At 72.7% G+C, this 13,092-nt stretch carries 11 protein-coding genes; 9 read left to right on the forward strand and 2 right to left on the reverse strand.

The window, feature by feature from the left end; genetic code table 11:
- Nucleotides 1–19: 19 nt before the first annotated feature.
- The 9 genes from ACIBHY_RS26120 to ACIBHY_RS26160 are packed head-to-tail and all read left to right on the forward strand — an operon-like array spanning nucleotide 20 to nucleotide 10,708.
- Nucleotides 20–1,315, forward strand: a complete 1,296-nt coding sequence (locus ACIBHY_RS26120) for an ABC transporter substrate-binding protein (protein ID WP_397307950.1) — start codon at nucleotides 20–22, stop codon at nucleotides 1,313–1,315.
- Nucleotides 1,312–2,541 carry a Gfo/Idh/MocA family protein gene (locus tag ACIBHY_RS26125; RefSeq protein ID WP_397250956.1) on the forward strand — a complete coding sequence of 410 codons (1,230 nt, stop codon included), beginning with the start codon at nucleotides 1,312–1,314 and terminating at the stop codon, nucleotides 2,539–2,541. Before ACIBHY_RS26120 ends, ACIBHY_RS26125 begins: the two co-directional genes overlap by 4 nt.
- Nucleotides 2,538–4,055, forward strand: coding sequence for an FAD-dependent oxidoreductase (locus ACIBHY_RS26130; protein ID WP_397250954.1), 1,518 nt, complete (start codon nucleotides 2,538–2,540; stop codon nucleotides 4,053–4,055). Before ACIBHY_RS26125 ends, ACIBHY_RS26130 begins: the two co-directional genes overlap by 4 nt.
- Before the next feature lie 11 nt (nucleotides 4,056–4,066).
- Nucleotides 4,067–5,944: a glycosyl hydrolase family 28-related protein gene (locus ACIBHY_RS26135; protein ID WP_397307951.1), complete on the forward strand. Its 1,878-nt coding sequence runs from the start codon at nucleotides 4,067–4,069 to the stop codon at nucleotides 5,942–5,944.
- A gap of 7 nt (nucleotides 5,945–5,951) precedes the next feature.
- Nucleotides 5,952–7,055, forward strand: a complete 1,104-nt coding sequence (locus tag ACIBHY_RS26140) for a Gfo/Idh/MocA family protein (RefSeq protein WP_397250950.1) — start codon at nucleotides 5,952–5,954, stop codon at nucleotides 7,053–7,055.
- On the forward strand, nucleotides 7,052–7,966 hold the full coding sequence (locus ACIBHY_RS26145) for a Gfo/Idh/MocA family protein (protein ID WP_397307952.1): 915 nt from the start codon (nucleotides 7,052–7,054) through the stop codon (nucleotides 7,964–7,966). The genes ACIBHY_RS26140 and ACIBHY_RS26145 overlap by 4 nt, the downstream gene beginning before the upstream one ends.
- Complete coding sequence (locus tag ACIBHY_RS26150) at nucleotides 7,963–8,724, forward strand: creatininase family protein (RefSeq protein ID WP_397250946.1); 762 nt, start codon at nucleotides 7,963–7,965, stop codon at nucleotides 8,722–8,724. Before ACIBHY_RS26145 ends, ACIBHY_RS26150 begins: the two co-directional genes overlap by 4 nt.
- On the forward strand, nucleotides 8,721–9,992 hold the full coding sequence (locus ACIBHY_RS26155; RefSeq protein ID WP_397307953.1) for a mandelate racemase/muconate lactonizing enzyme family protein: 1,272 nt from the start codon (nucleotides 8,721–8,723) through the stop codon (nucleotides 9,990–9,992). Before ACIBHY_RS26150 ends, ACIBHY_RS26155 begins: the two co-directional genes overlap by 4 nt.
- Entirely contained in the window at nucleotides 9,992–10,708 is a 717-nt protein-coding gene (locus ACIBHY_RS26160; protein ID WP_397307954.1) for an NAD-dependent epimerase/dehydratase family protein, read from the forward strand. The genes ACIBHY_RS26155 and ACIBHY_RS26160 overlap by 1 nt, the downstream gene beginning before the upstream one ends.
- Here ACIBHY_RS26160 and ACIBHY_RS26165 read toward each other — a convergent pair.
- Both ACIBHY_RS26165 and ACIBHY_RS26170 read right to left on the reverse strand, forming a co-directional pair.
- Entirely contained in the window at nucleotides 10,695–12,149 is a 1,455-nt protein-coding gene (locus tag ACIBHY_RS26165) for a M81 family metallopeptidase (protein ID WP_397307955.1), read from the reverse strand. The genes ACIBHY_RS26160 and ACIBHY_RS26165 overlap by 14 nt on opposite strands.
- 71 nt (nucleotides 12,150–12,220) lie before the next feature.
- On the reverse strand, nucleotides 12,221–12,994 hold the full coding sequence (locus ACIBHY_RS26170; protein WP_397250938.1) for an IclR family transcriptional regulator: 774 nt from the start codon (nucleotides 12,992–12,994) through the stop codon (nucleotides 12,221–12,223).
- Nucleotides 12,995–13,092 lie beyond the last annotated feature (98 nt).

Raw genomic sequence — 13,092 nt, forward strand, 5'->3', positions numbered from 1 at the left:
CGAACAGACAGGCATCCCGATGAGAACCACCACGAGACTTCTCGCCGCGGGCACGGCGACCCTGCTGACCTTGACGCCGGCCGCCTGCGGCGGCTCGTCCTCCTCGGGGGACGGCAAGGAGTTCACCCTCTGGAGCATGTGGTCGGAGGGCGAGGCCGACCAGAAGGTGATGGCGCAGGCCGTCGCCGAGTTCACGAAGGCCACCGGCATCAGGGTGAAGGTGCAGTGGAAGGGCCGCAACCCGACCAAGGCGCTGCTGCCCACCCTGAACACGAGCAACGTCCCCGCCGACCTGCTCGACACGAACAACACCGAACTGGTCAGCGCGCTGGCCTCCACGGGCAACGCGCTGGACATGACCCCCGTCTACGCGGCGAAGGTTCCCGGCGAGGACAAGACCGTGGGCGACCTGGTCGGCGACGCCTACAAGACGGTGGCCACGCCCGTCGGCGGCACGAGCCCGGTCATGGTGCCCTACCAGGCCTCCAGCTACGCCTTCTTCTACGACGGCAAGAGCCATCCGGAGCTGGCGGCGGCGGCGCCGGAGAACTGGGACGAGTTCTTCACGGCGCTCGACGCGGAGAAGGCCAAGGGACGCCGGCCGATCGCCCAGGACGGCAGCCTCACCGGCTACAACGCCTACTACCTGACCTACTTCACGATGGCCGTCGCCGGCGACGAGGGCTACGTGAACGCGGTCAAGGACAAGACCGGGCAGACCTGGCTCAAGCCCGCGTACCTGGAGGCGGCCAAGCTGATCGAGAAGCTGGCCAAGGGCGGCTACTTCGCCGACGGATACACCGCGAGCAAGTTCCCCGCCCAGCAGCAGAAGTGGGCCAACGGCGACGCCGACTTCATCTACGGCGGCACCTGGCTGCCCAGGGAGACGCTGCCATACGCGAAGCAGGGCTTCGACTACCGGGCCTTCCCCTTCCCGGCGGTCGGCGGCAGGCCCGCGCCACCGGCCAACGTGGCCCTGGTCGGGTTCGGCATCCCGGCCAAGGCGAAGAACCAGGAAGCCGCCAAGCAGTTCATCTCCTTCTTCCTGCAGAAGAAGTACCAGGATCAGCTGGCCTCTACGGCGAAGGAGATCGCGATCAGGCCGGACGTCCCCGCCGCGCCGGAGGTGGCGGAGATCAAGAAGCTCCTCGACGCCGGCCGCATCGTCAAGGTCCGGGCGGGCTCCGACTTCTCCGAGTACCAGACCAAGGTGATCTTCCCCGTCAACGACGAGCTGATCTTCGGCAGGATCACCGCGGCGGAGTTCGTCCGGAAGCTCGCCGACGAGACGGTGACGTACTGGAAGAACCGATGAGCCCCGTCACCCTGGCGATCGTCGGCGCGGGCAGCCGGGGGTCCGGCTACGCCCGCTGGGCGGCCGGGCATCCCGACCGGGCGCAAGTGGTGGCCGTGGCCGACCCCAGGCCGGACGCGCTCCCCGGCGTCGCGGCCGGAGCGCGGTTCGGCTCGTGGGAGGAACTCGCGCGGGCGGGACGGCTCGCCGACGCCGCGATCATCGCCACCCCCGACCGCGAGCACGTCGGCCCCACCGAGGCCCTGGCCGCGCAGGGCTACCACATCATGCTGGAGAAGCCGCTCGCGCCGACGGCCGAGGGCTGCGAGCGCGTCGTCGCCGCGGTCTTGGAGGCCGGGGTGCTCTTCGCGGTCGCCCACGTGATGCGGTACACGCGATACACCGAGCTGATCAAGGACGTGGTCGCCTCGGGCGAACTGGGCGACCTCGTCTCCGTCCAGCACCTGGAACCGGTCGGCTACTGGCATCAGGCCCACTCCTACGTCCGGGGCAACTGGCGCAGCGAGGAGGCGTCCTCGTCGATGCTGCTGGCCAAGTCGTGCCACGACGTCGACTGGCTGCGGTACGTGATGGATCGCCCGATCGCCAGGGTCTCCAGCTTCGGCTCCCTCACCCACTTCCGCCCGGAGAACCGGCCGGAGGGCGCGGCCGATCGCTGCCTCGACTGCGGGGTCTCCGCCGGCTGCCCCTACGCCGCCGACCGCATCTATCTCAGGCTCCAGAACCAGCGCGGCCACGGCTGGCCGATGAACGTGCTGACGCCGGAGCCGGACGACGGCTCCATCCTGCGGGCGCTGCGCACCGGCCCGTACGGCGAGTGCGTCTACCTGGGCAGGAACGACGTGGTCGACCACCAGGTGGTCTCGCTGGAGTTCGAGGGCGGGGCGACGGGCTCGCTGACCATGACGGGTTTCGTCAAGGGCGGGCACCGGCGTACCCGGTTGTTCGGGACCCGGGGCTCGCTGGAGGGCGACGGGGAGCGCGCGGAGGTCTTCGACTTCGTCAGCGAGCGCACCCGCGTCGCCGAGGCGGCGCCCGCCGGTGACGCGACGGTCGCGGGCGGGCACGGCGGCGGCGACGCCGCGCTGATGGACGCGTTCGTGACGGCGGTGGCGACCGGTGACGCGACCCGCATCCGGTCGGGGGCGCTGGAGTCGCTGGAGACCCACCTCGCGGTCTTCGCCGCCGAACGCGCCCGCCGCGCGGGATCGGTGGTGACGGTATGAGGGACCGCTACGACGTCCTCGTCGTCGGCGGCGGGACCGGCGGGCTGGCCGCGGCGCTCGCGGCCGCGCAGGGCGGCGCGTCGGTGCTGCTGGTCTCGGAGCAGGAGTGGCTCGGCGGCCAGCTCACCTCCCAGGGCGTGCCCTCCGACGAGCACGGGTGGACGGAGCGGCTGGGCGTCACCCCGACGTACCGGCGCTTTCGCGCGGCGCTGCGCGACTGGTATCGCACCCACAGGCAGCTGACGCCCGCCGCGCGGGCCGACCCGCTGCTCAACCCGGGCCAGGGGGCGGTCAGCCCGATCTGCGCCGAGCCCGTGGTCATCGCCGAGGTCCTGGATGATCTGGCCGCGGGCCTTGAGGTGCTGCGCGGCCCGCGTCCCGTCCACGCCGACGTCACCGGGGACCGGGTCGAGGCGGTCACGTTCGCCCGGCCGGACGGCACGCTGGTGACGATCGGCGCCGGCTACGTCCTCGACGCCACCGAGGAGGGCGACCTCCTGCCGCTCACCGGTACGGAGCACGTGCTCGGCGCGGAGTCGCAGGACGACACCGGCGAGCCGCACGCCCTGGAGGGACCGGCCGACGAGGGCACCCAGCAGGCCATCACCTGGTGCGTGGCGCTGGAGAACCGGGAGGGGGAGGACCACACCATCGAGCGCCCCGCCGGGTACGACCGCTGGCGCGCCTTCGCGCCGCCCGGCTGGCCGGACAGGCTGCTCAGCCTGACGGTGCCGCACCCGTGGACACTCGAACCGCGCCGGTGGGAGCTGCCCGACCTCTGGCGATTTCGCCGGATCCGCTACGGGGCGCACTACGAGCCCGCGCGCACCGACGTGACCCTGGTCAACTGGCCGCAGAACGACTACCTGGGCGGCGTCGTCACCGGCGTGGACACGCCGGCCAGGCAGACCCGGCTGGCCGAGGCGAGAGAGCTGACGTTGTCGCTGGTCTACTGGCTGCAGACCGAACTCGGCCGGCGGGGGCTGCGGCCGTGCGGCTCGGTGATGGGCACGCGCGACGGCCTGGCCCGCGCGCCGTACGTGCGGGAGGGGCGGCGGATCGTCAGCCGCCGCCGGATCACCGAACTCGACGTCGGGGTGGAGGCGCGGGCGGGGCTGGCGGGCGCGGAGCGGTTCGCCGACTCCGTCGGCGTCGGCGCCTACCGGATCGACCTGCACCCCACCGCGTCGGGCCGCAACTACGTGGACGTCTCGACCTACCCGTTCCAGATCCCGCTGGGCGCCCTGCTGCCGGTACGGATGCGGAACCTGCTGCCGGCGGCCAAGAACATCGGCACCACCCACATCACCAACGGCTGTTACCGCGTCCACCCCGTCGAGTGGAGCATCGGGGAGGCCGCCGGAGCGCTCGCCGCCTTCTGTGTACGGCGCGGCACCGAGCCCCAGGCGGTCGCCGGAGAACCCGGGCTCCTGGCGGACTTCCAGGCGCTTCTGCGTGAGGGTCGCGGGATGGCCCTGGCCTGGCCCGCCGACCACCTGGCCCGACGAGTCTGAAGGAGCATGCCATGACCGAGCACCCCGCCCCCCTCAGCAGGCGCGGCGCGCTGGCCGCGATCGCCGTGCCGGGGGTGGCCGCCGCTCTCCTGCCGGGTACGGCGCACGCCGCCGCCGTACCGGAAGGCCTGCCGGCCACCACCCTGGGCCAGCTCAAGCTCGTGACGGCGGCCCCCGCCGCCACCCACTTCTACGTCACCGACCCCGGCAAGGAAGGCGTCTTCTCCTACCGGGGGAGCTCGACGGCCGTGGACGACAACGGCGCGACCGTCCTGGTGTCGAACGGAGGGCAGCGCTTCCTGCGGATCTTCGACGGGCCGCTGAACGTGCGCTGGTTCGGCGCGGTGGGCGACAACGTCCAGGACGACAGCGACGCGATCCAGGCGGCGGTGACCGCCGCGCAGAGCCTCGCGGGGGCAGTGGTGTACCTGCCCACCGGCAAGTATCTGGTCGGCAAGACGATCGTCATCGACTCCGCGAAGGCGCCCATCCGGATCGTCGGCGACGGATTCGGCTCGGACGGCGCGCTGACGCAGGCGAAGTACACGCTGGTGACCGCCCCGGCGACGCCTCCGGCGGGTATGGAGGCCGTCTTCGCCTTCACCCTGACCGAGAACGTCGTGGGCAACAGGTACGAGTTCTCCGACCTGACCGTCGACGGCGGCGGCAGGGTGCCGTACGGGATCAAGGCGTTGTCCGTCGCGCACACGCTGTTCCGCCGGATCCTGGTGAAGCGGACGGCCACCGCGGGCCTGTACATCGGCAACGGCTGGTGCAACGACGTCGAGACCTGCGAGTTCTCCAGCAACTCCGGCGACGGCATCCGGGTCGGCGCGGCGAGCACCAACGCGTTCAACGTGACCAACACCAAGATCTTCAACAACGCCAAGATCGGCATCAACCTCGACCACAGCTGTCTCGGCGTCAGGATCAACGGCTGCACGATCGAGGACAACCTGGTCGCCGGGATCTTCGTGCGCTTCTACGTCAGCCCGCTGCAGATCGTCGGCAACTACTTCGAGAACAACGGCACCACCGGCTACACCTTCACCGACCCCGCCAGGACGGTGAAGGCCAGCGTGATCGTCAACGGGTCCGGCACCGCGGGCGTGGTCAACACCGCCTACCCGGTGGGCACGATCCGCTTCGCCGACAACGTGGTCGCGCCCACGACCGCCGAGCACATCGTGGTCTGCTACTCGGCCGACGCGGCCCTGGAGATCTCCGGCACCACGGTGCTGCGCTACCAGACGACGGGCGTCGCCCGGTACGTGCTCCTCAAGACCGGCACGAACCGGACGGGTGGTTCGGGCGGCGCGAAGGTCAACGGCGTGCTCCAGCGCGGCAACGCGATCTGGAGCCCGCACGCGGCCCACGCCGTCCTCGACCCCATCGAGATCGACGAGCTGGGATCGGCCCCCACCACCACGTTCCACACGGCGCTCATCGACGGCGTGGCGCCGGTCAACTACGCGCCGCCGCTGTCCGGGTTCGTCATGGTCGGGTCGGCGGGCGGCGGCACCTGGGCGGCGGCGGCCACGACCCACCGCAGGCAGGCCGTCTTCACCCTGAACGGCGCCGGCGACACGGACTACTTCGGCTTCCCCCTCGACCTGGCAGCCAACCCGGAACTCGCCGGCAAGTACGTCTACTTCGCCTGCTACCTGCGGGTCGACGCGGCGGGCACCGGCGGGCAGCTCTGGGACAACGTGCTGCACGCGGGCGCCGTGACCCACGACACGGCCTGGCGCCTGGTCTCCTACGTCGACCGGTTACCCGCGACGGGCGTCGTCAAGTTCGGCGTCAGGAAGCTGTCGGCCGGCACGCTGCGGGTCGCCGCGCCGGTGCTCAGCGAACTCGGCGCCCCCTACCAGAACCACCTGAGGTGAGACGCGAATGACCAGGCTGGGCGTGATCGGCTACGGCCGGCGCATCAAAGCGGTGCTGTCGGCCGTCGGGCGGGTGGACCCCGGGGCCAGGGTGGTGGCGATCGCCGACCCGGCGGCGGGAGCGCCCGAGGGCGCCGACCGCTACGACGACGCCGCCACGATGCTCGACTCGGCCGACCTGGACGGCGTGCTCATCGGCACCCGGTGCGACCTGCACACCCCGATGGCGCTGCGGGTCCTGGCCACCGGACTGCCCCTGTTCCTGGAGAAGCCGGTGGCGATCGACCGGGCGCAGTACGACACGCTGGCCGCCGCCGCCGAGGGCGCGACGAGCCCGGTCGTGGTGTCGTTCCCGCTGCGCCTGTCCAGCCTGGCCCGCACGGTGCGCGGGCTGCTGGACGAGGGCGTGATCGGGCAGGTCGCGCACGTCCAGGCGGTCAACAACGTGCCCGCGTACGCGGTGGCGTCCTATTTCCACGGATGGATGCGTGACACGGCGCTGACCGGCGGGCTCTGGCTGCAGAAGGCGACGCACGACTTCGACTACCTCACCTACCTGATCGGCCGGCGTCCGCTGGAGGTCGTGGCGATGGAGTCGCGGACGGTCTTCGGCGGCACGATGCCCGCCGGGCTGCGCTGCTCGGACTGCGACCTGCGGCACACCTGCCCGGAAGGGCCGGGCGGCCGGGAGGCGACGGCGGACTGGAGGTGCGTCTACGGCGAGGACGTGGGCAACCACGACTCCGGCAGCGCGCTCGTGCGCTACGAGTCCGGCCTGCACGTGTCCTACTCGCAGAACTTCTACTCCCGCGGGCGGGCGGCCGCCCGGGGAGCCACGCTGATCGGGCACAAGGGCACGATCAGCTTCGACTGGTACACCGGCCGCGTCACCCTCATCGACCACATGAGCGGCACGGTCACCGAGCACGGCGGCCGCGCGGAGACCGGCGACGAGCACTTCGGCGGCGATCTGGAACTGGCCAGGGAGTTCGTGGCCGCCTGCCACGGCGCGCCGGACAGCCGCTCGCCGCTGTCGGCGGGGCTGCTCAGCGCCCGGCTCTGCCTGGCCGCCGCGCGATCCTGCCGGACGGGCCGGATGACGACCGTATGACCATCACCGTGGGGATCGCCGGGCCCGGGGCGATCGCGGCCCGGCACGCGGTGGCGCTGCGGGCGGCGGGCGCCCGGCTGGCTGGCGTGTGCGGGCCCGACCCGGCCGCGACCGCGCGCTTCGCCGAGCTGTACGGCTGCGCCGCCGCGCACCCCGACCTCGACGCGCTGCTGTCGGCCTCCGGGCTCGACGCGGTGGTGATCTGCTCGCCGAACGTGTTCCACGTGCCGCAGACGCTCGCCGCGCTGCGCGCGGGGTGTCATGTGTTGTGCGAGGTCCCCGTCGCCATGAGCCTCGCCGACGCGCTGGAGGTGGTCCGCGTCGCCGACGACTCGGGCAGGCAGGTGATGGCGGCCCACACGCTGCGGTTCTGCCCGCCGTACCGCAGAGCTCGCGACCTGGTGGAATCGGGGCTGCGGGTACGCCACGCCGTCGGCCGCACGCTGATGCTGCGCCAGGCCGACACCCGCGGCTGGACCGACGACGTGCTGTGGCACCACGGCGCCCACCTGGTCGACGCCGCCCTGTGGCTGCTCGACGCGGACGCCGAGGTGGCGGGCGCGCGCGGCCCCGCCTGGCGGGGGAGCGGCAGGCCGATGGACGCCGGCGCCGTCCTGACCACGCCTGGCGGCGGCCTGGCCACCCTGTCCCTGTCCTACCACTCGCGCTCGGCGGTCAGGGACCTGCTGCTGATCGCCGAGGACACCACGCTGACCCTGACCGGCGGCTCGCTGCTCGGCCCCTCGGGCGTCCTGGCCGGCTGCGGCGGCGACGACGCCATGGAACGCGTCGGCCTGGCCGCCCAGGACGCCGCGTTCGTGGCCGCCGTCGCGGAAGGCCGCCCGGTCCCGCTGCCGATCACCGCCGTCCTGCCCGCGCTGCGGGCCCTCGCCACCTGGAGTACCGCATGACCAACGAGCTGGCCAGGATGACCACGAAGGAGGCCGGGCGGGCGCTGGCCGCGGCCGGCGTGGCGATCCTGCCGGTCGGCGCGTGCGAGCAGCACGGGCCGCACCTGAGCCTGGACACCGACATGGGCATCGCCGACGCCTTCGCCCGCAGGCTCGCCGCCGACCTGGGCGCGGCGGCCGTGCTGTGCCCGCCCGTGCCGTACGGGCTGTCGGAGCACCACCTGGCCTTCCCCGGCACGCTCACCCTCAGGCCGGCCACGTACCTGGCGCTGCTCGCGGACCTGGCCGAGTCGCTGGCCCACCACGGGCTGCGCAGGATCCTGGTCGTCAACGGCCACGGCGGCAACACCGACCCGATCAGGCTCGCGGCCAGGGAACTGCGCAGGGATCACGGCGTCGAGATGGCCCACCTGATGTGGGCCCTGCTGGCCGCCGACACGATCGCCGAGCTGATCCCCGAGGGCCGCTACGGGCACGCCTGCCAGAGCGAGACGTCGGTGGCGATGGCGATCGCGCCGCACCTGGTCCGCCCGGACCTGATCGGTCCACCCGCGCCCGGCGCGCCGCCGGACCGGGACACCGACCCCCCGTCCGGCCGGGTCGACCTGCCGGTCGCCTTCGAGACCTGGACGGACAGCGGGGCGCTCGGCGACGCCCGGCTGGCCGGCGCCGAGATGGGGCAGAAGATCGTCGAGGCCGCCTACGGGCGCGCGATCGGGTTCGCCCGCCGCTTCGCCGCGGGGCGGGTGCGCCGATGAAGCTCCGCATCGTGGACGTCGAGCGCGTGGTGGTGCGCGTGCCCTTCAGGGAACGCGCGCGGCCGTGGAACGAACTGCTGGTCGGCCAGTTCGGGGTGATCGAGGTGCTGAGGGTGCGCACCGACGACCCCGACATCGTCGGGTACGGCGAGACGCTCCCGCACTACACGTGGCAGACGGTCTCCGAGACGGCGGTGGCCAGGGTGACCGGCGGCAACCCGGCGGAGTTCCTCGCCGACGACAGCCTCGGCGCCGGGCTGCAGATGGCGCTGTTCGACATCGTCGGCAAGGCGCTGGACGTGCCGATGCACCGGCTGCTGAACCTGCCGCTGGTGCGTGACTGGTGCCCGATCTCGTGGTGGAGCACCAAGATGCCCGCCGAGGTGCTGGCGCAGGAGGCCGCCGAGGCGCTGACCGAGGGCTACCGCTCACACAAGCTGAAGGCCAGGCCCTGGTTCGACATCAGGGAGCAGGTCGCCGCGATCGCCGGGGTCACCCCCCCGGACTTCGCCCTCGACATCGACTGGAACGGCATGCTGCTCACCCCCGGGCAGGCCGTCGAGGTGCTGCGCGAGCTCGACCGCGAGGAACGCGTGGGCATCTACGAGTCGCCGATCAAGCAGGACGACGTGGCGGGCTTCAGGTCGCTGCGCGCCCGCGTGGACCGGCCGCTGGCCGAGCACTACACCAAGACGCTCCTGCCCGAATGGATCAGGCAGGACGCGCTCGACGGGTTCGTGCTGTGCCTGGCCGGGGTCTCCGGGCTGCTCGCGCAGGGCCAGCACGCCGCCGCGTTCCAGAAGAACTGCTGGCTCCAGGTGGTCGGCGCCGGGCTGACGACGGCGTTCACGCTGCACCTGGGCGGGGTGCTGACACATGCCAGATGGCCCGCGGTGACCTGCCTCAACGTCTACTCCGACGACCTGATCGAGGACCCGATCGAGATCCGGGGCGGCTACGCCAGGATCCCGGGCGGGCCGGGGCTCGGCGTCACCGTCGACGAGGCGGCGCTGGAGAGGTACCGGATGGCCGCGCCGTACACGGTGGAGTATCCGCGGCGGTTGCTCACCTTCGACCTCGGCGACGGCAGGGCCAGGCACTACGCGACGATCACGCAGTTGTTCGACGAGTGCCGTTACATCGGGACCATGCCGGTTCAGCCGCGCGGCGCGCGGCTGGTGGTGACCGGCGACGACGGCAGCGCCACCTTCGACGGCCTGTACGGCAGGGCGGCCGTGGCCCCGGTCTGGGACGCGGGGGTGCGGTGATGCGGGTTCTGGTGGTCGGCGCCGCGGGAGAGGTGGGACGGATGATCACCCCCGCCCTGTCGGACAGGCACGAGTTGCGCCTGTTCGACCCGCGCGTTCCCGACCCGCGTGAGGGCGACTGGCTGGCGGGCAGCGTCACCGACCCGGAGGCGGTCGCGGCGGCGGTGGAGGGCCAGGACGCCGTGGTGTACCTGGCGATGGGACGCAAGGCGGGCTGGCGGGACGGCCCCGGCTGGGCGATCAGCCACTTCGACGTGTCCGTGAAAGGCCTGTACCTGACCCTCTCCGCCGCGGCGAAGGCCGGGGCCGGGCATGTGGTGTACGCCAGCAGCATGTCGGTGTTCGCCGGCTACCTGCACCGGGACTACGCGGCCGATCCCGCCGCCGACGAGGTCGACGCCTACGGGCTGACCAAGCGGCTCGGCGAGCAGGTGTGCGAGGCCGCGGCGCGCGAGCACGCGATGCACGTCGTCGCACTGCGGCTGGCCGCCCCGATGCCGGACGATGAGTGGCTGAGCTGCGCCTCCATGCCGGAGCGGGTGGTCGGCACCGCGGCGGGCGACGTCGCGCGCGCCTTCCTCGCCGCGCTAGAACACCGCGGGCCCTTCGGGGCCTACCCGGTCACGGGGGACCGGGAGCGCGAGTACCTGGACTGGCATCCGACCAGGGACGCCCTCGGCTGGGAACCCCGGGCGCGGCCCCTCACACCACCCTGAGCGGCGTGGCCGTACGGGGCAGGAGGGTGAGGTCGACCGCGCAGGCGCCCGGGGTGGCCACCTCGATGACCGTCCTGGCGTCCGGGTAGGCGGCCCGCCAGGCGACCGCGCCCTTGGCCACGATGATGCCGGCCTCGGCGGGGTCGATGCCCTGCGAGGTCACCTGCTCGCGGTGGAAGGGCGGGGTGGGCCTGGTGGTCACCACGAGGCGTACCCCGTCCACGGCGAGCACGGCGCTGGGCCCCATGTCGAAGCTCTGACCGGTCATCCACGTCCCCTGGGTGGTGTAGCGGCCGTCGGAGACCGACACCACGGTCGCGTCCACGGGGACGGGCTCGCCGTGCAGGCGGTCGGACCTGCCGCCGACGGCCCGCCGTACCCGGCCGCCGGGACCCGCCTGGGCCGCCGCCGCGACGGCTTCGGCGTCCGCGATGACCACGACGGCATTCTCCGCGCCTTGGGCGAGCAGTTCCGCCAGCAGCGCGGTCCCGTCGCCCGCACTGCCTCCGCCGATGTTGTCGGCCAGGTCCGCCAGCACGACCGGCCGCCGGTCAGGGGCGCGAGCCGCCTCGATCGCCAGGGCCACCGCGTTCCCGGCGCCGGGACGTTCCACCGTGAAGGCGTCCGCGTGCGCCTCGATGTCCTCGACGCACCGACCGGCCACCGCGCGCGCCGCGGCGGCCAGGCCGGCGTCGGCGACCACCAGGACGCTCATCCCGGCCCTGGCCACGTCGCTGTAGGCGAATCCGGCCGTGACCCCGGCCCTGAGCAGCCCCGCGGCGCGCGCCCTGGCGGTGGCCCGCGCCTGCAGCCCGCGCATCGGCTCGGCGTCCGTGGCCTGCGCCAGCGGGCAGGTCAGGAGCGGCGCCTTCGCCACCACGGTCACCAGCGGGCGGCCGTCCAGCGCCAGCGCCAGCAGTTGCGCCGCCTCCTTGCCACGCTCCCACATGTCCACGTGCGGGTAGGTGTCGTAGCTGAGCGCGATGTCGCACAGGCCGGCGAACTCGGGGGACGGGTTGGCGTGCAGGTCGAGCACGGCCGCGATGGGGATGTCGCCCACCAGGGCGCGGATCCTGCGCAGCGCCTCGGCCTCCACGTCCGGGCAGCCCTCGGCGACCATCGCGCCGTGCAGGTTGAGCAGGAGCCCGTCCAGCGGGCCCGCCGCGGCCAGGGCGCCGGTGAGTCCGTCGAGCAGGACGGCCAGCGTGGCGGCCGGCGCAGGTCCCGAGGGCCAGGCGCCCGCGGAGAAGGCCGGCACGAGGTCGAAGTCCGTGTGGCCGAGGAAGCCGCCGATCACCGACCGGGTGGCGGCGTGGTGCTCGACGATCGCCGTCCCCGTGAGGAGCTCGAACGCCTCGAAGGCGGCGAGGTCGGCCGGGTGGGGGCCGTAGGTGTTGGTTTCGTGCCAGAGGCCGGCGATGCCGACTCGGTGCCGGGTCATGGGGAGCGCCATTTCGTCAGACGGAACCGCTGTTTTGCTGGTTCAAACTAGCCTGCGCTCCCCAGGCCGCGTCAAGCGGGGAGCGCGCGGATCGTCTCGGCCAGTTCCTGCGCCGCCTTGCGCAGGTGGTGCGCGATGCGGGCCGCGTCCTCCACGGCGAACCTGGAGGCGGGGGCGCTCACGCTCAGCGCGGAGGGCACGGGCACCTCGGGCAGCAGGACGGCCACGCACCGCCCGTCGGGCTGGTCCTCGCAGTCGTCGACGGCGTAGCCCTCGGCCGCGACCTTCGCGGCCTCGGCCACGTAGGCGTCGGGGTCGGTGATCGTGTCGTCGGTCATGGCCGGCATGCCGGCCTGGCCCAGGATCTCGCGCAGCCGGTGCTCGTCGAGCTGGGTCGCGATCGCCTTGCCGATCGCCGTGGAGTGGATCGGCGCCCTGGCGCCCACGTCCACCGACAGCCTGACCGACCGCTCGCTCTCCACCACGGCCACGTAGACGATCTCGGCCCCGTAGAGCATGCCCAGGTTGACCGTCTCGTGGAAGCGGTCACGCAGCTTGACCAGGTACGGCTCGGCCGCGTTGCGCACCAGCTCCAGGTAGCGCGTGCGGTCGAACCTGAAGGCGATGCCCAGGCGGTAGGTCCCGTCGGCGGGGTCGCGCTCGGCGTACCGGCGGGCCTCCAGCGCCATGAGGTAGCGCATGGCCGAGCTCTTGGGCAGCCCGGTGCGCTCGGCGACCAGCGTCAGCGACACCCCCTCAGGCGACTCCTGGAGCAGGTCGAGCACGTCACAGACGCGGTCGACGGCCCTGATCGGGTACGTCGCCTCCCGCTTCACCACCTGCACGCTTCCTCCGATGGTCGAACGATGGTCGAAACGGTCGAGATACCAGCAAGACGATAGCAAGTTTCGCTCCAACAGATAAAAGCGCGATTCCAGGTGAC

It is taken from the genome of Nonomuraea sp. NPDC050547, from assembly GCF_044457345.1.
GTDB lineage: Bacteria > Actinomycetota > Actinomycetes > Streptosporangiales > Streptosporangiaceae > Nonomuraea.

What these genes read in the sequence shown, in the direction of transcription:
- ACIBHY_RS26120 (WP_397307950.1), top strand. Translation starts at nt 20, where the DNA reads ATGAGAACCACCACGAGACTTCTCGCCGCGGGCACGGCGACCCTGCTG.
- ACIBHY_RS26125 (WP_397250956.1), top strand. Translation starts at nt 1,312, where the DNA reads ATGAGCCCCGTCACCCTGGCGATCGTCGGCGCGGGCAGCCGGGGGTCC.
- ACIBHY_RS26130 (WP_397250954.1), top strand. Translation starts at nt 2,538, where the DNA reads ATGAGGGACCGCTACGACGTCCTCGTCGTCGGCGGCGGGACCGGCGGG.
- ACIBHY_RS26135 (WP_397307951.1), top strand. Translation starts at nt 4,067, where the DNA reads ATGACCGAGCACCCCGCCCCCCTCAGCAGGCGCGGCGCGCTGGCCGCG.
- ACIBHY_RS26140 (WP_397250950.1), top strand. Translation starts at nt 5,952, where the DNA reads ATGACCAGGCTGGGCGTGATCGGCTACGGCCGGCGCATCAAAGCGGTG.
- ACIBHY_RS26145 (WP_397307952.1), top strand. Translation starts at nt 7,052, where the DNA reads ATGACCATCACCGTGGGGATCGCCGGGCCCGGGGCGATCGCGGCCCGG.
- ACIBHY_RS26150 (WP_397250946.1), top strand. Translation starts at nt 7,963, where the DNA reads ATGACCAACGAGCTGGCCAGGATGACCACGAAGGAGGCCGGGCGGGCG.
- ACIBHY_RS26155 (WP_397307953.1), top strand. Translation starts at nt 8,721, where the DNA reads ATGAAGCTCCGCATCGTGGACGTCGAGCGCGTGGTGGTGCGCGTGCCC.
- ACIBHY_RS26160 (WP_397307954.1), top strand. Translation starts at nt 9,992, where the DNA reads ATGCGGGTTCTGGTGGTCGGCGCCGCGGGAGAGGTGGGACGGATGATC.
- ACIBHY_RS26165 (WP_397307955.1), bottom strand. Translation starts at nt 12,149, where the DNA reads ATGACCCGGCACCGAGTCGGCATCGCCGGCCTCTGGCACGAAACCAAC.